General features: G+C 41.6%; 14 protein-coding genes. 5 read left to right on the top strand and 9 right to left on the bottom strand.

Annotation, left to right across the window (positions count from 1 at the left end):
• Nucleotides 1-672 precede the first annotated feature (672 nt).
• The gene (locus tag CXF95_RS01945; protein ID WP_101197153.1) at nt 673-1,053 is read left to right on the top strand and encodes a hypothetical protein; all 381 of its coding nucleotides are present in this window, start codon (nt 673-675) and stop codon (nt 1,051-1,053) included.
• A 187-nt stretch (nt 1,054-1,240) separates the two neighbouring features.
• Here the strand turns inward: CXF95_RS01945 and CXF95_RS01950 are convergent, their stop codons facing one another.
• Nucleotides 1,241-1,495 (bottom strand): hypothetical protein, encoded by a 255-nt coding sequence (locus tag CXF95_RS01950; RefSeq protein WP_232787594.1) that lies wholly within the window; start codon nt 1,493-1,495, stop codon nt 1,241-1,243.
• A gap of 1,036 nt (nt 1,496-2,531) precedes the next feature.
• On the opposite strand from CXF95_RS01950, the gene CXF95_RS29875 reads away from it, so the two are divergent.
• The 3 genes from CXF95_RS29875 to CXF95_RS01965 all read left to right on the top strand — a co-directional run bounded on the left by CXF95_RS29875 (nt 2,532) and on the right by CXF95_RS01965 (nt 5,729).
• Nucleotides 2,532-3,608: a hypothetical protein gene (locus CXF95_RS29875; RefSeq protein WP_198556473.1), complete on the top strand. Its 1,077-nt coding sequence runs from the start codon at nt 2,532-2,534 to the stop codon at nt 3,606-3,608.
• A 391-nt stretch (nt 3,609-3,999) separates the two neighbouring features.
• Entirely contained in the window at nt 4,000-4,599 is a 600-nt protein-coding gene (locus CXF95_RS01960; RefSeq protein WP_232787629.1) for an ATP-binding cassette domain-containing protein, read from the top strand.
• The gene (locus CXF95_RS01965) at nt 4,596-5,729 is read left to right on the top strand and encodes a DUF6136 family protein (RefSeq protein WP_101197155.1); all 1,134 of its coding nucleotides are present in this window, start codon (nt 4,596-4,598) and stop codon (nt 5,727-5,729) included. Before CXF95_RS01960 ends, CXF95_RS01965 begins: the two co-directional genes overlap by 4 nt.
• A 248-nt stretch (nt 5,730-5,977) precedes the next feature.
• On the opposite strand, the gene cueR is transcribed toward CXF95_RS01965, so the two are convergent.
• The 3 genes from cueR to CXF95_RS01980 all read right to left on the bottom strand — a co-directional run bounded on the left by cueR (nt 5,978) and on the right by CXF95_RS01980 (nt 11,375).
• Nucleotides 5,978-6,382, bottom strand: coding sequence for a Cu(I)-responsive transcriptional regulator (gene cueR / locus CXF95_RS01970; RefSeq protein ID WP_101197156.1), 405 nt, complete (start codon nt 6,380-6,382; stop codon nt 5,978-5,980).
• An 11-nt stretch (nt 6,383-6,393) separates the two neighbouring features.
• Complete coding sequence (locus CXF95_RS01975) at nt 6,394-8,778, bottom strand: heavy metal translocating P-type ATPase (protein WP_101197157.1); 2,385 nt, start codon at nt 8,776-8,778, stop codon at nt 6,394-6,396.
• A gap of 359 nt (nt 8,779-9,137) precedes the next feature.
• The gene (locus tag CXF95_RS01980) at nt 9,138-11,375 is read right to left on the bottom strand and encodes a M6 family metalloprotease domain-containing protein (protein ID WP_101197158.1); all 2,238 of its coding nucleotides are present in this window, start codon (nt 11,373-11,375) and stop codon (nt 9,138-9,140) included.
• A 257-nt stretch (nt 11,376-11,632) separates the two neighbouring features.
• Between CXF95_RS01980 and CXF95_RS30270 the strand changes: the two genes are divergently transcribed.
• A complete protein-coding gene (locus tag CXF95_RS30270; RefSeq protein ID WP_101197159.1) occupies nt 11,633-11,824 on the top strand; it encodes a hypothetical protein in 192 nt (63 codons plus the stop codon).
• 159 nt (nt 11,825-11,983) lie between these two features.
• Here the strand turns inward: CXF95_RS30270 and CXF95_RS01990 are convergent, their stop codons facing one another.
• From CXF95_RS01990 to CXF95_RS02010, 5 genes are all read right to left on the bottom strand, one after another.
• Nucleotides 11,984-13,789 carry an acyl-CoA dehydrogenase gene (locus CXF95_RS01990; RefSeq protein WP_101197160.1) on the bottom strand — a complete coding sequence of 602 codons (1,806 nt, stop codon included), beginning with the start codon at nt 13,787-13,789 and terminating at the stop codon, nt 11,984-11,986.
• A gap of 310 nt (nt 13,790-14,099) precedes the next feature.
• The gene (locus tag CXF95_RS01995) at nt 14,100-15,035 is read right to left on the bottom strand and encodes an alpha/beta fold hydrolase (protein WP_101197161.1); all 936 of its coding nucleotides are present in this window, start codon (nt 15,033-15,035) and stop codon (nt 14,100-14,102) included.
• On the bottom strand, nt 15,032-15,463 hold the full coding sequence (locus CXF95_RS02000; RefSeq protein ID WP_101197162.1) for a thioesterase family protein: 432 nt from the start codon (nt 15,461-15,463) through the stop codon (nt 15,032-15,034). The genes CXF95_RS01995 and CXF95_RS02000 overlap by 4 nt, the downstream gene beginning before the upstream one ends.
• On the bottom strand, nt 15,464-16,633 hold the full coding sequence (locus tag CXF95_RS02005) for an iron-containing alcohol dehydrogenase (protein WP_101197163.1): 1,170 nt from the start codon (nt 16,631-16,633) through the stop codon (nt 15,464-15,466).
• A gap of 109 nt (nt 16,634-16,742) precedes the next feature.
• Entirely contained in the window at nt 16,743-17,378 is a 636-nt protein-coding gene (locus tag CXF95_RS02010; RefSeq protein WP_232787595.1) for a glutathione S-transferase family protein, read from the bottom strand.
• Between the last annotated feature and the right edge of the window lie 209 nt (nt 17,379-17,587).

Below are 17,587 nucleotides of genomic sequence, written 5' to 3' on the forward strand. Positions count from 1 at the left end.
TAAATATCAAAAAAGTTAAAACACATGAAAATACAATTGCATGAAAAGTCATTACTTTCCTAATTGTTAAACAACCGCATCTAGATTTTTAATATCGGTAAGTTGTAGCTCTTTTCTGCGTATCTTTAACCCACAATTAAACAGCAAAAGTATGATTTGATTGCAAACTGTATTAGCCAAAAATAAACAAGTTTTCCATATTTATATCTCATAAAGACAGAAGACCTAGAAAAACCGGGCATCATAAAGCATCAGTAGAACACATTAAAGAGCAGCAGCGTTAAGCGCTTTGACTATCCACCATGTTTATGTCATTCAGCATTCAAGAAAAGGAATGAGTGTTAAGGGTTAAAGCCTACTTTCCCCAGCCATTCAATCTGGGTTGTCTGCCTATGATAGGGCGATAAGGGAAGGGTTATAACAACCTAAGCAGACCGGATATAGTTGATTAGTTCCAACATTTACAATGAAAGCTGTTTTACTATTATTAGTATCTTCACTGGGTTGCGTTTTTGAAGTGACTGAGTTTATGCAGGTTTTAATGGGTACTGTCAAAACCTAAAATTTGACATCTATAGCGGCAGAATCGAATCATGTATGACCTAAGCAGCATTTGATAATAATGCTCGGTTCACAACTAAGAGCCATCTCTAAATTTATAAGGTTGATAAATTGATATCAAAAAAAGTACGTGAATTATTTGCCTCTCTTATGGAGGCCACCAACAATAACGCCACATCTATGGTGAAATTTGACCCTGAAACCGAGATTTATAGCGGTACGTTCAACGTGACGCTACTGAATAAATTCATTCATGAAGGAGTGTTTGAAATAGTTGATAGTCACGGAGATACTACAAATTTATTGATAAATAACAGAGATGATTTCTTAAGCGGTTTTGCATCCGGTGTCAATGAAGCAAAATTAGGAAGGGATCAGTATTACGCCGATTATAATGCCAATCCTTTTGCTTTTTCGGTAGGTTATGAGCATTTTTTGTATATGAATAAAAAACCCAAAAAGCTTGAAGATTATGATTGTCACGGGTTTTAGATATAGAGACTGGAAGTGTCTGCAGCCTTGGTAGAAAGGTATAGGCCCACTATGTTCATCTGGAAGCGCATCTCGTAAAACATTATCAGGAAGAGTTGCACCATTCACCAGTAAATAGTAATTGTTCAGCAACCTGAATGCTTCAAGGGTTGCTTATTAATGACCCGATACGGCAGGAAGTTGGACTTCATTTAGACTTTTTGCTGCTAATGGCCCAAGGTCCAACTTGTATCTCTTTAGCAATGTAATGATGATGCCCATCAAATGCCTTCGTCAGGAGACTTTTCTGATTAACAAATTGGGCTTCATTAACGCTATCATCGGTATCATCGAAAAATGAAGAGATGCTCTTATCACTCAATATTATTCGATAAAAGATATCAACAGCAGCGTCAACAGCAGCCTGTCCCCCAATATCTTCAAATAAATTGATGTTCATCATTTATTACCTTTTTAATATATGTAAACAAATTTAGGGTAACTGTCTTTTGGAAAATGAAATATAGGTAGTATTACTAGTTTTTGATTACCCCCACAAAGTAGAGCACCGCCTCAGATAATTCTGTTTGAATAAAAGTAGTTCATCATCATAAGCAATATTCAGGGCTGGTTTGCACAACAGCGGGAAGCGCTTGTTCTAAATTCTGAATTATGTAAAAACAGATTCAGATTAGTTTTTGTATAAATAACATCACTCTATTCTAAAAAAGGCAACTAACGACCTAAAACGGTCGTAAGAGAATTCGAACTGAGTGAAAAATCATCATACGATTAATTAAACTTGACTGACGGCAATGAGCGATCAAAGGACAGTCAGAACATTCAAGATATAGCGCACTGGCGGGTTTCTTTACACAATTTTGACTCATGAATATTTCGTTAAAATTGATAATTTATCACTGATTGAGTTAATCGGTATCAGTTGTCAGTCAATTTTTATCTACTTTCCAGCTCCTTCCAGTCATAACGGACAGTCAGATTATTTAAACAATTACGTTACTTAAAGGGAACATTCACTGTCTGGTTTCTTTACACAAATTTGACTCATGGATATTTCATCGAAAAATCTGTGCTAGATCACTGATTGATTTGTATGTCTCACCTGCCATCCATTGTTTATCTGCTATCCGCTTCCTTCGAGCGAGAAGCGGAGCATAATACTGAATAAAACGCGACTGTTCGGTGAGCGTCCAAAGCGTAGATAAGCGTAACGCTTACCAATATCCGGTATGTGCTAATTTGGATCGTTAACTGAAAGACTCAGTAATAATCGCTTTTGGCACTAACCTGCCCATATATTTGGAAAATAAAAAATTCGCTGACATATTGTATTATACAAAAAATATTATTGGCATGGTAAGTGCTTAACCAGGTCAATAATAAACGTATTATTTTTTAATAATTACGTATCACTAAAGACGAGGTTTTAAATGAACAAGAAATACAAATTTAGCACGCTGTTATTGGGGTTGGGTTTATTGCTGCTGACGGGTAATGCAGTTGCATCTAATACAGCAGCCATTATTCAAAGCCCCGTTATCGCAGGGGCCGTTGTCGTCGACGATTACCATGAAGATAAATGCACAGCGCAATGTTATATTAAAGCAGCAGCAGCAAAAGCTGAAGCAGTAGCAAAAGCAAAAAAAGCAGCAATAAAAGCAAAAGATGAAGCAGCAGCAAAGGCAAAAAAAGCAGCAATAAAAGCAAAAGACGAAGCAGCAGCAAAGGCAAAAAAAGCAGCAATAAAAGCAAAAGCTGAAGCAGCAGCAAAGGCAAAAAAAGCAGCAATAAAAGCAAAAGCTGAAGCAGCAGCAAAGGCAAAAAAAGCAGCAATAAAAGCAAAAGCTGAAGCAGCAGCAAAGGCAAAAAAAGCAGCAATAAAAGCAAAAGCTGAAGCAGTAGCAAAGGCAAAAAAAGCAGCAATAAAAGCAAAAGCTGAAGCAGTAGCAAAGGCAAAAAAAGCAGCAAAAAAAGCAAAAGCTGAAGCAGTAGCAAAGGCAAAAGCTGAAGCAGAAGTAAAAAAAGCAGCAGGCACACTAATAGGCGTTAATGGCAAGGTTATTATCGAAGAGAACCAGGTAGGTGCTTACTTAGATTATAATATTACAATCTTAGATGAACTCCTGAGTATTACGTCTTTTGGCGTTACCAACAGAGCCAGTGATTACTCTGCTAGCGCAGAAGGTAGAGATGGGTGGATGGGTGAATTTTTAACCAAGAAAGAATGGAACGATGGTTTCAAATTTGATTACCTTGGCAGTAGTCCTACTACAGCTGACTTGGCAAGCTTCGAGTCACTTTTTGGACTCGATGAAGAGGCAGTAGCATGGTTTTGGCTCAGTTCAGAAAACTCAGACACAGCATTAACCAAGGATGACGGCACAATCACCAATGTATTTAAATTATATGATGCAAGAGCCGCCTCTCAATTTGTGGCTTTCAATGGCAGTACGTTAGTCTCTCAAAGTGTTAATGTTTCAGAGCCATCAATAATTATAATTTTGGCATTAGGGATGACGGGGTTAGCCATACGTCGCTTTAAGAAAAAATCTTAAGCATTTTAATTTCACTATCAAAATTGATTGACGACGACGGTATGCCTGAATAAATCCATGTAATCCAATGTTGTTGATAATCATCAAGAAGCATCTTCCAGTTTTTGGTAGATGCTTTTTTTTGCTCATAAAGCTGCGATAAAAATAACGGGTGTCATCTGCTATCTGCTTATCTATACCCAAAGCCATTGGATATTATCCGCTAGCTGTTAAGCTTTGCAGAGCTATCTGGTGTTCAGCGTGTCCGACAGCTAACTGATAATCTAAACAATAGCGGATTTTGAACGTTATTCTTACCCGATTGATGATCAAGTTGCATCGAACAAAACTAAAATGTTTTAATATTGAATTTTGTTCCGTGATTAAACAATAAGGTAGTATTCGATTGTTAGTGTTTGAAAAGATCAGCCATTATTATCAAAACCGCTGTGTGTTCAATGATTTTTCCCTTGAGATCAACGAGCCCAGAGTCCTTATTAGTGGCCCAAACGGCAGTGGCAAAACCACTTTATTAATGCTGGCTGCAGGTCTCATTAAGCCAGATGCAGGTAAGGTGAGTTTCAATCAACAGTCGGTCCTAATGACAGCAAGTAAACAGTATATTGGTATTAGTGCATCTAAGGTGGCTTTACCGGGATTTTTGACTGTGGCTGAATTATTGGATTTTCATCAGCGTCAATTTAATTGTGAACCAGACGAGCATTGGCTCACACAATTTGGCTTAAAGCAGTATTGGCATACTAAAGTCGATAACTTGTCTTTAGGTAATCATAAAAAGCTCAGTTTGCTCACTGCAGTGATGCATCAACCCCCCTTGTTATTGCTTGATGAGCCAGCTAACGGTTTAGATGACAAAGCGCGATTAGCCCTTAATTTATTGCTTAGGGATTACCCAGGGCAGGTCATGATTGCCAGTCATGAAGGGGTTGCTGAAAAACATCAACAAGTAAGACACATTCAATTGCAACGCAGTGAGCCAGAGCCTGCATGAATTACTGGCAGTTTCGGCTCAAGCTCTATAACGCATCACTCAAACAGTGGTTAGACAGTATCAAGCAATTAAGTATGGGCATCGTTGCTTTGTTTCCCCTTGCTTTGCCCGCACTGATTTTTTTACCTTTTGTAGCTTGGGGCATACTGGCGGATAGCAGCAGTGAAAACACTCTGTATTTAAATACCTTATGGGCCTATTTATTGTTCATATATAGCTGGATGTTGATACAACGCCATGGAGTATTGGCCACCCAGCATCGTTATTATGTTGATAGTTTAACGGTGACTGACGTTAAGCGACAGTGGTGTGAAACGGGTTTAATTGTATACAGCGCGAATATTCTTCTGCTTGGGCCGCTGTGCCTGCTGTTATTGATGGTATATGGAGCAGCAGACCGCTTTTTCACTTTCACCCTGTTGCATATTGTTGAACAACTAGCACCTATTTTTGGGCTGGTAGTTTTAGTCAGTTATTACAGTGTTAGTGCAGTACGAGTGTCCAAATTGCCTTGGTTGAGCTTGTTGATATTGCCCTTAGGGGCAATTCCGATGGCGGATGAGCTCGCTAAAACGCAGTGGTTAGTATTGTGGTGTGTGGCAATCATAATTGAGCGTCAATTGCCTATACCTTCTTTTAGTTTAGGTAACTGGCCTAAAGGAATATTCAGGTTGCAACTACAAGCAGATTTACATAATCCTCGTTCTGAAGGATTACGTTTTGTTGCCCTGTTACTAATGACCATTATGTTAGGTATTATGTTCAACGGAGTGAAACTTGAGGCCCAGAGTTATGTTGCAGGCTTTCTCAGTTTTTGTGCCGCGTTACTGATGGCGAGCAGTTTGTTCGATTCGCAAGCTTTACTGCGTTTGTATCAGCCCTATTTTACCAGCTTGCCCATTTCTAAGTATGTATTGCAAAGCTATTGTTTGCTATATATTGGAATAAAAGCCTTACCGGGCTTACTGTTGCTTAGTTATGTTAACTTATTTTCGGCCATACATTGGGCATTGTGGTTATTGTTTTATGTCACGAGTCTAATGGGTATATTGTATCGACCGATATGGTTTTTTATCGCGCCAATTATGAGTGCCATAGCGGTGTTTTTGCTGGTGATCATGGGGGGCTGAATAACCATAAATGGTATCCGTTTGTTAGTTCCGATTAGTGAATTCAATCAATCCAAACTATGGACAGCGGATAGTGAACGGCAGTCAAAAACATCTGCTACCGTACGCTCTTACCCTTGTGAATAGGACGTTTAGAGCTAAAGTGGTCATTTCATCGGCTCATTTTTCAATGAAAAAATAAATAAGACTCTGGTATTTACTAGCAAAATGAGTGGCTATAGATTTCCAATAATCTGAAAATCTTCGGATTAATCGATTTTAGCCAATTGTTGCAATATGCTGCAGTCTGGACTGCTGTCACCACGGCAACTGGTCGCTAATTCAGTTAACACTTGCTGAATATGTTGCAACTCAGAGATTTTTGTCTCAATTTCGTGCAGATGCTGCTCAGCCATCAGCTTAACTGCTCGGCTTTCCCGTTCGGGATCCTGCCACAGGCTTAGTAATGATTTAATCTCATGTAACGAGAAACCCAGATTCCGTGCCTGTCTAATAAACTTTAGCTGATTAAGCTGTTCATTATTATACAACCGGTATCCTGCTTCGGTCCGTGCTGGCCTTTGCAGTAAGCCGGACTGTTCATAGTGGCGGATCATTTTAGCGGTCAAGCCACTCGCTTTGGCCGCATTCCCTATGGTGATTAATTGGTGCATATTTTATCCTCTTAAAACTTTTTACGTTGCAAGCGTAATGCATTGGTAACGACCAGTACGCTACTGACAGCCATCGCTCCACCGGCAATAATTGGATTTAAATACCCTAGCGCTGCCAACGGGATCCCGATGGTATTAAAGGCAAACGCCCAGAATAGGTTCTGCTTAATATTTCGATAAGTGGCTGCTGCAAGGGATATTGCTGCTGACACTAATGCAGGATCACCTCGCATCAATGTAATGGCTGCGGCGCTTATTGCGACTTCTGTACCTGTGGCCATGGCAATACCTAAATCGGCCTGAGCAAGCGCAGGAGCATCATTGATACCATCACCCACCATCGCCACTTGATAACCTTGCTGCTGGTAACGAGCAATGGCTGCTGCTTTATCTTGAGGTAATACTTCAGCCTGATAATCGTCCAGTTCCAGTTCACTGGCGACCTGCTGTGCACTTGCTGCAGAGTCACCGGTTAACATCGCTACTTTGATACCTCTTTGTTTTAGGGACTCCACTGCATTTTTAGCCTGTTCTTTAATTTTGTCGGCAAAACACAACAAACCAAGCAGTCCAATTTTATCATCTTGCTTTCTTGCCAGCCAGGAGACCGATGCACCTTTGGTGGTTATTTGCTGCAAAGGCAATGTCAGTCCCATCTCTTCCATCCAACGACGACTTCCGAGCAACAACTGCTTGCCATTTTCTTCGCCTTGAACGCCTTTACCTGCAATCACCTTAAAGTGTTTTATATCAGGTAATTTTATCGCATCTTGTTGTGCCCTGGTTACGACTGCTTTAGCCAAAGGGTGCTCACTATTTTGCTGCAGACCATATGCCAACATGAGTAGTTCTTGTTCATCGATTTGAAATGGGGTTAACTGAATCAATTCAGGCTTACCTTCAGTTAAGGTGCCCGTTTTATCGAAGACAACCATATCGGTTTGTTTTGCCTGCTCTAGTGCTTGGGCATCTTTTACCAATATACCGTGGCGAGCAGCTGTTCCGGTGCCAGCCATAATGGCAGCCGGTGTAGCCAACCCCAGAGCACAAGGGCAAGCAATAACCAGCACCGCAACGGCATGCAAAATACCCTGAGTCCAGTCACCGCTTATCATCCCCCACCCAATAAGGGTCAATAATGCAATAAGCAGCACTAATGGTACAAACACACTGCTGATTTTGTCGACTAAGGCCTGAACTGGCGCTTTGGCTCCTTGAGCCTGTTCGACCATGTGAATGATTTTCGCCAGTGTGGACTCAGCACCAACGGCAGTGGCCGTTAACTCAAGTACCCCATCAAGATTAATTGAGCCGCCTGTGACCTTATCTCCTAGCGTTTTTACCAAAGGCATACTCTCACCACTAATAAGCGCTTCATCAACATGGCTGTCACCATTGATGATCTTGCCATCAACTGGAATGCGTTCACCGGGTAACACTTTTACTTTTTCATTACGTTGCAGCTCAATTGCCGGAACAGATTGCCAGTTTTCATTTCGCCATACTTTGGCTGTAGTCGGTTGTACACTTTCCAATGCCCGCAACGCGTCTGTGGTATGACGTTTAGCACGCTTTTCTAATAGTTTCCCCATTAACACAAGAGTCAAAACGGCCGCACTACTTTCGAAATATAGATGCGGTGCTCCATGAAGGCCTTCAAAGCTATACCAAAGATACAGCGATAAACCGTAAGCTGCGCTAGTACCTAATGCGACTAGCAGATCCATATTGCTCGTCCCTGCTTTTAATGCATTAAAACCAGCACGATAAAAGCGGGCGCCAAAATAAAACTGTACCGGTGTTGCCAGCAACCATTGCCATAGAGATGGCATCACCCAATTGATGCCAAACAACATAGCTAACATCGGTAACACCAGTGGCAATGTGAGTATTGCAGCTCCGATAACGGGCCAGTTGTCACTGCGGTAAAATGGCAGTGCAGGCTCTTCCGTATCAGCTCGTTCAGCTAAACTTTGCAGCGCAACAAGCTGATAACCTGCTTTTTGTACCGCATCACTGAGCAAGCTCTGACTAAGATTGGCATCACTAATTTGACTTAGTAGCGCGATATTGACCTGTTCTGTTGCCAGATTAACATTGGCTGTCATCACCCCTGCCACATTCAGTAATGCCTTTTCTATGCGGCTTGCGCAGGAAGCACAAGTCATGCCTGTTACTTGGTACTGCCGTGTTTCAGTGCTAACTTGATACCCAGCCCCAGTGATGGCATTTAATAGCTCAGTCGCACTTGGGTTCCCCTCAACTGTTACGATTTCAGTTGCCAAATTAACCGTGGCCTGTTCCACATTCTTAACTTTAAGCAACGCTTTCTCAATACGACCTGCACATGACGAACATGTCATACCTTGCACTGCGAGTTGAATAGAAGATTGCATTTACCTTCTCCTGTTGATACCTAATAAGCGATATGACAAGGGTAAACCTTACCACGATGGCAAGGTCAAGTTGGGTTAGAAAATAAATTAAAAATACGCTGTGTACTTGATAACCACTTGATGATGGTGATGGCTTAGATACTGACAAAATGGCAAGAGGCTTTGCTTTATTTTTAATTAAATGGCATTGATTGGAACAGGGACGATGTATAGGATGTTCAGATCCTTCCACTTAATTAGGCTGGCTAATGAGTGCCCCAACAAGAAATCTATTCTAAATTAAGCTGCGAGTGTGGCCAATTTTTATTATTGAGCTAGTGACATAACTAGCTCAATAAAGTAACAACACAAACAACATGCTAGTAACTAATTTTCAACCCCCACCCTTGCAATACTCCAACGTCAGCAGAGGCTAAATCTCGGATCCTTAACTGCCAAATTCCAGCTATTGATTCATTCAGCAAACCTTGTAGCTGCGGTGTATCTAAAAAACTATAATGACGTTTAAGGTTATTTTTTGAAGCGCCCTCCTTGTCATGCAACAAAATAAGGCGTCCTGAGGGTGCTACCAACTCAACTTGTAGATCGCCGATATAACTATGCTCGATATCAATCCAAGTGGTGATTTCTTTTAGATGTCCCTTTTTGCTTTGGGATATGAGACTGGTAATACCTTGAAAATTGTTATCAGGGATCACCGAGTTAGGTGCAGACTCAATCTCGACTTCCCTCACTGACACTGGGTTCACTTCAATATTCAGCCGCCATGATAATAAACGTCCCACGTCAGCTGATGCGTTATCTTGCACATTAAGGGTCCATTCCCCCTCTACATTTTCCCCATGAAATACACTTAAACTCGCCAGTTCAGTACTGAACCAAGTTTCAAATATGTCATCGCCATCATGACCTTTTCGATCATGTAAAATAACAGAAGTGCCTGAGGGCGACCGTAAACTTAATTTCAAATCACTGATCCAGCTGTGGATTATTTGCACACTTATGGATAATGCTTGTATCTCTCCCGCAGAATTGACGCTCAAATGACTTGCCACACCAGCAGCATCATTGTCTGGAATAACTAAATTTGGAGAGGAGCTAACAATAACCTCACTGGGTATGGTAGACATGCCTGCAGAGAATGTTATGACTGAACCGGGTTCTGACACATCACGAATTTGCATACCAGAATCGGTATCGTCCCATTCACGACTTGAGGGCACAGTTTCATCAGAAATGACAATCCCACTTTGTCCCGAAAACAAGTCAGTATCGTCTCCTGTATTACGATTATTTTCCAAATCTAAATGCCCGTCAGCTTGCACCAAAGCACATTGATAATGTTTATTTCTGGTCCCTTGTTGCCACTCATTTGAGCCTAACGTGTCGCAATGCAAGACCGCTAGACCACTAGATGGCAAATGACTGTCCAAGTCTATTCTGGTGCGGTTTTCAATCACAAAATACTCGTTAGCTTTATCTGTCGTATATTTTAAGATGCTATTGTATTGCCCTTGTAAAGCTGAAAATTCTCCTGGGGAGTTCAAATCTATCACCTGATCCACCCACCCCGCCAACTCACGTAAATAACCACAAATGGGTGAAGGTGTGCGTCGATCGTTTAAATGATTTCCAGATCCCATTAAACAATATCGTCCAATACCTTGGCTTTTTTCAAAATCACCATCACGTTTGCCATAATCATACATATCGGGAAAACGGCACAATAAATGCCCGTTCTCGTGGCATATAGTGCCAATGCGTAGATCAACACTGTGCTGCCCTAAACCTGTCAATTGATAATAATGGGTCCTCATGTTTCCATAATTTAAGCTTTGAAAATGATTGTGTGGCCATAAATCTCCGTCGTATTGAGACTCCCCTGCATATAAAAAGTTAATGGCATCGACTACCCCCTCACTTTTCGAATCAAATTGTTGCAGGTCAATGCCAAGATCATTCACTACTATATCCATGGCCTCTTTTACCAACAGATTATTGATGTAATGACTGCGACGTTTGGACAACCTAATAGGTCCAACAACCAAGTTGCTGTAGGTTAATTTACCGCTGGAAACTATTTCGAAGTAACGTTTTACTGAACAAAAATTACCATTTTGACGGAAGTTATCGCTGTTAAACATAGCATCTACATCAGCATGGAGTATGTTGGTGCGTATATCATCAAAATCCACAATAACGGTAAGGCCTTGCACATTACCGAGATGCAGCTTGCGTCCTTCTAACAATCCTCCTTCTGCGCCAAGTGTTCGCATAACACTTGCGTTTCCTACCTCTTCAGGGGGTCTTAATTGTTGATAGCGTAATCCAAACTTTTGATTGCGTACTTTTGGACTGTCTTTTAGGTGTTTACGCAAAGTTGTGGGTTTATTTTTATGCAAAGGAATACCACTGGACACTAATCGGCCTTCAGCTAACTTTGCATAACAATATTCGCCTCTCTGAGTATCATATACAACTGTATACCCATCTAGCGTTTCTCTTCGAGCATAAAACTCATCACCAAATATTTTTAATTGTATTGAATCACCCACGCTTTGACCCGCAACGATGACTTCACCATTTAATGCACTCATGTTTAATTTCCTTTATATATTCATATAAACATCTTCAAAGAGACAGTGCCAAACCCTATGGGAACTTCCCTTTTCCTTGACAAGCTTAGTATTAATATCTCGTATGAGTGTATTTTCTAATACATTTGTGCCACTAAAATTTGATTGAGTCTTATTACGATGAGTATTCTTTATAAGGAAACGTTTCAGATAAAGTTGACCCCCACGGCATTGCCATAGGATCGGCTTAATTTGCAATGAGATATAAAACTAATTGATTGAATATTCTACATTCGGTTCGATATACATTTAGGACCAAGGCAAGAAAACACTTACCCCATGAGGCTTGGCATGTAGTTCAGCAAAAACAAGGAAGAGTGCAACCAACCTCGACGGCAAACGATAACGCTGCATTAGAAAAAGAAGCGGATATGATGGGTGCCAAAGCTGCTCGACTAGGTGCCGAGTAGAACTTAATTGTTGAGCTAAAAAAACCACCAAGATATTCGTTATAAAACAGCTTGGTGACAGTTCTGGATTTAGGTCATCGTATGCATACGTCATATAACTAACGGGAATTTATCCCCGCCCAAAAGATATAATACTAATGACCCATTTTGTTCCTAAAGTCACAACCAATCAGGATGTGTATCAAAACTAGCACTGTCGATATTTTTCACTAAGTTACCCCAGTGATACGTAAGAGGTAGCTCGCTATTGAAAAAATACTTCATGGCTTGAATTTTTCCGTGATAGAACTTTTCATCGTCACTATGGAGGGCCTTGCCTAGTTGCTTAGTCGCTATCTCAGCTTGTCTAAGCCATAACCAAGCAATAGTAAGGTGGCCAAACATATTCAGATAACTAACAGAGTTAGAGAAAACCAAATCAAGGTTCTGGGTCTTGGAAGCCCCCATTACACTGGTTGTCACTTCCTTGAGGTTGTCCACCGCATGCTGTAACGCAACAGCATAGGTCTGTAAACTTTCCGTCAACTTCACACTTTCGGCAGTGAGCTGTATTTCAGCTAAGAATGCTTGGTAGCCTTTAAAATCGTTCATCGGTACTTTTCGGCAAAGTAAGTCTAACGACTGGATCCCAGTAGTGCCCTCATGAATCGGGTTAAGACGATTGTCACGATAAAACATCTCGACGGGGTGTTCGTTAACATAACCGTGTCCACCTAATACTTGAATGGCTAAATCGTTGGATTTAGGTCCCCATTCTGATGGCCAACTTTTGATAATAGGCGTTAAAAAGTCCAGTATGGTTGATGCGTGTTTGCGCTCACTTTCGGTAGGAGCGGTTTTTTCATCCTCAGAAAGTTGATGCCCATATAGACACAATGCATATGCACCTTCAGAATACGCTTTTTGAGTTAGCAGCATTCGCCTCACATCAGGATGTTCAATAATATTGACTGGAGGTGCTAACGGGTCTTTTGCAGAAAGCAAACGCCCTTGAGGACGCCCTTTGGCGTAATCTAAAGAGTATTGAAACCCAGTTAATGCGGTAAGAGCGGCACCGGTACCGACTAAAATTCGGGCTTCGTTCATCATATGGAACATGTACATCAAGCCTTTGTTTTCTTCGCCTACCAAGTAAGCTTCAGCACCATTTTGTTCTCCAAAACTTAATGCCGTTGAGGTCTGCCCTCGCCCACCCATTTTATGAAACAAACCGGCCAAAGCAACTTCGTTGCGCTCTCCAATTTTGCCATCATCACCGACCAAATACTTAGGCACAATAAACAACGAAATGCCTTTTACGCCTTTCGGTGCGCCTTTCACTCTAGCCAGCACTAAATGCACAATATTTTCAGATAGGTCATGATCACCACCTGATATCCAAATTTTATTACCTTTGACTCGATAAGTGCCGTCTTCTTCTTTAGTGGCAGAGGTAGAGAGATCACCTAGACCAGAACCCGCTCCAGGCTCTGTCATTGCCATGGTGCCAAAAAAACGTCCTTCGCGCTGCGGGATGACCCATTTGTTTATTTGTTCAGGCGTGCCGTAGGCTTCAATCAAATTAGAATTGGCATGCGTCAGTGAAAGATAGCCAATACTGGTACTTGCTGCCGCCGCTAAGTAAGCAGATGCACCACTGGCTGCAATTTGTGGAAGTTGCATCCCGCCCATGGCGTAATCGGTTGTAGGTGCCGTTAGCCCTGCTTCAATAACAGCATCGAGACCTTCTTTAATCTCAGGAATAATATGGACTTTTTTACCGTCAAATGTCGGCTGGTTACTGTCTACCTTTAAACGAATAGGGACATAATATTTTTCGGCAATGGCCTGTGCAATATCGATTGCTGCATCAAAAGATTCACGGTCATGGTCTTGGTAACGCTCGCGAGTAGTTAAAGATTCAACATCAAACATCTCATATAAAAAGAATTCAATATCTCGACGACTTAAAATCGGTGCTGGCATTTATAGCTCCTCTAAAGGTTGAAACAGTAAAAATATAGATAAGTTAAATAAGTAGGCTTTAACACCACATAGTTGCACACAATACATCGCAAAATCACTGCAGACTATCACCATTTTTAATACTTCGATGCCGCTTTAACCGCATGTTTAGATGCGCTATGGGCAGCTTGTTAGCTGCACATAGCGCATCTAAACAAATTAAAAACTTTGAAACTATGGACCCTACAAGCAGACTATATAGACACTAAGAAAGGAACTGCTATTCATTAGGTGGCATCAGTAATTATCAGTGCTAGTTCATTATATTACTTTATGCTCTATCACCTAGATGGGTATTTACATGGGTTACAATGTCGTCGACTATGCTCGGTATTAATTCAACAGGAAAATCATGCCCCATGCCCGGATAAACCTTAAACTTGGCTCTAGGTATGGCATCTGCTGTGGCTTTACCTCCGGCTAAATTCACCAACCCATCACGGTCACCGTGAATAACTAAACTTGGTATATCCAGCTTAGATAATGCATCTTCTCTATTACCCGCGGCCATTATTGATAACATTTGACGGATGGTGCCTTTCACGGTGATCCCCCGCTGCAACATGCTTGCAACGTATTGTTGTAAATCAGTTTCAGATGATGGGTAGTCTGGACTGCCAATGACTTGCCATTTTTTGATGTGGTAATCCGCCTGGTCTTTGTAATCTTTTGAAGCGGGTTTTCGCATCAGCGTTTCACGAATATTTTTGTCAATCCCAGGGAGATTTTTATATCCCGTGGTGGACATGATGGAGGTTAATGTTTTCACTCTTTTGGGGTGATAGATTGCCATCAATTGCGCTATCATTCCGCCCATGGATGCGCCAACTACATGCACTTCAGCTAGGTTAAGTGCATCCAATAGTGCAATTACATCATGCATCATGTCTTCAAGCTGATAAGGCGTTTTAATTGAAAGCCCTAATTTTAACTTGGTTACTACCCACCCCATATTTGGGATAGGAAAATGGTCAAGTTGCTCAGAGCGTCCCACGTCACGATTATCTAAAAGTAAAACCTGAAAGTTGGCGGCAACCAATGCAGCAACCATTGTTTTAGGCCAGCCTGTTAATGGCGTACTTAAGCCATGAATGAGCAATAGTGTCGGGTGTAATGGGTTGCCATGGAGTTGATACGCAATATCAACTCCATTTACATTAATCACATTTTCACACATTACACTGTTATCCATTAATTTTTGGCTCATGCATTTACCATCGCCGATACCATGGCTTCGCGCATTTTTCCTTGAATGGGCGTTGGTTTTTGTGTCTGACGGTCGACAAATACATGGGTTAAACAACCCACTGCTGAAGCGGTGTCTTCGTCCTGCTTAAAAATACCAACACAGTAGTCTACGGAGCTTTTTCCAAGACGATCAACTCTAAAAGTGCCGATCAATTTTTCAGGGTAAGAAACAGAACGAATATAGCTGCAATTTGATTTCACAATAAAACCTATTTGTGCGCTGGTCATAGGTGCAAACCCCGCCTGCTCAATTAAAAATTGATTTACAACCGTATCAAAATAAGAGTAATAATTGATGTTATTCACATGACCGAACATGTCGTTATCCATCCACCTAGTGGTAATGGGAAAGAAAAAAAGGAAATCGGTTTTAGACTCAGTACTCATTTAATCCCTTCCTTGATGTGCTTGACGATAGATATCTTTTACGTCTTCCAAGGTCACAGGTTTGGGATTATTGACCAGCAAACGTGTTTGTAACATTGCATCTTTTGCTAACGTATTAATATCACTCTCGCCAATCCCCATTTCAGCTAAAGTAACCGGCAGTTTAAGTTGTTTTATCAACTCCGCTATAAAATCAATCAGTGCCTGCGCAGTCTGTTGATTACTGCCCTCAACGCTAATGGTGTTACTAATACTTGGCGCAAGTTCAGCATATAATTGAGCACAGTGACTTAAGTTGAACTTCATCACTTGAATTAACACCAAGGCGTTGCTCAATCCGTGAGGGATATGAAAGTGGCCTCCTAATGGATAAGCCAAAGCATGAACGGCTGCGACAGGCGCATTTGCAAAGGCTTGCCCCGCTAAACATGCACCTAGCAACATGGCTTGACGAGCTTCGACGTTGGAGCCATTAAAGGTGGCTTCAACGATATTATTTGATAATAACGTCAAGGCTTGTTTAGCCAACAAATCAGAGTATGGATTTTTCTTAATGGCACTGGTGTAGGCTTCAATGGCATGCACCATTGCATCAATCCCAGTTGCTGCCGTCACGTGTGACGGCAAACCTAAGGTTAAACTGGCATCTAGCAAGGCGATGTCTGGTAAAAGTGTAGCTGAAACAACACCCGCTTTAGTGGTTTCACCTGTAGTGACGATAGCGATAGGCGTCACTTCAGAGCCAGTACCGGCTGTTGTGGGTATCAATATAAGGGGTAAACGTTTACCTCGAATGGCATCAACACCATAAATATCAGCGAGTTGTTCATCTGAGTTGGCTAACAGTGCTACTAATTTTGCCGTGTCCAGTGAGCTGCCACCCCCAAATCCAATGATGCCGTCGGCTTCAACTTTCTGTGCATAGGCAACAGCAGCCAGAACAATATGTTCAGGTGGGTCAGCCACCACTTGGTCAAAGCAGAAATATTCTTTGCCTACTTTTTTAAACGCAGTATCTAATGGTTGAATTAAACCGACATCAACAATGCCTTGATCAGTAATGATCAACGGTTTCGAAATATCAAGTCTCGAACAAATGTCGGCAATACGTTCAATCGCGCCTATTTCACTAATAATGGATTTAGTGGTCGAAAAAATAAAGGGTTTCATGGGTACCTACCTATACACAAAAAGTTTATCGTCTAAATTAACTTTAGGTAGTGTATCTTTTTTTCTGACTAATAATCTTGAGTATGTTGCCAATCGCCCTCACGACCTTTTATTTGAATGCGCTTTGTTGAGCACCTATAGCCGAGGCTTTTTTAAAAGCGGGACGAGCCTGAAGCCTCGCCAGATAGTCTTTGACCTGTGGCGTATACCTGTTGTCTAACCCCAAAGATTGCCCCAAATGCAACGCATATCCCACTGCGATATCCGCTATGGTGAAACGACCATCACACAGGAATTCCCGAGATTCAATGTGCGCATCGAGGCGCCGTAAACGCGCAATAAACCAGGCCGCATAATCCTCTACGGCCTGAGGCAAGCGGCGAGCTTGTGGCTCTAATCTGCTGTAGCGCAACACAATGGTTTGCGGGAATGTCAGAGTGGCATCGCTATGATACAGCCAATTTAGATAATCGCCGTATTCAACATGATCCGGTTTCAGGCCAAATTCATGCTTGTTATATTTTTCAACCAGATAATGACAGATACCACTCGATTCCGTCATGGTGGTATTGTCATCTTCAAAAAAAGGAACGGTTCCCAGCGGATTTATCGCCAAAAATTCCTTTTTGAAAAAACGCGGCGGGAACGGAAGCACCTCCACCTCGTAGGGTAGTTGCATTTCTTCCATCGCCCACAGAGGACGCAAAGAACGAGCGTTATGACAGTGCCAAAGTTTCATTTTCATATCTACAATCCATATTGCCTTGCGGCCAAGTCGCACATAATTTATCCCGAACTGCCCACAATAGCATTGCAACGTACCTCTTGGTAGACACGCAAAATATGTCTGCTATTTCGATGCTAATTGCCCTTTAGATTAGAATATACCAATGACGCTGGTGGCAACCTATAAATACGATGGAGTGCTCCGTTTTCAAATCATTACTAACAACA

It is taken from the genome of Paraglaciecola sp. MB-3u-78 (genome assembly GCF_002835935.1).
GTDB lineage: Bacteria > Pseudomonadota > Gammaproteobacteria > Enterobacterales > Alteromonadaceae > Paraglaciecola.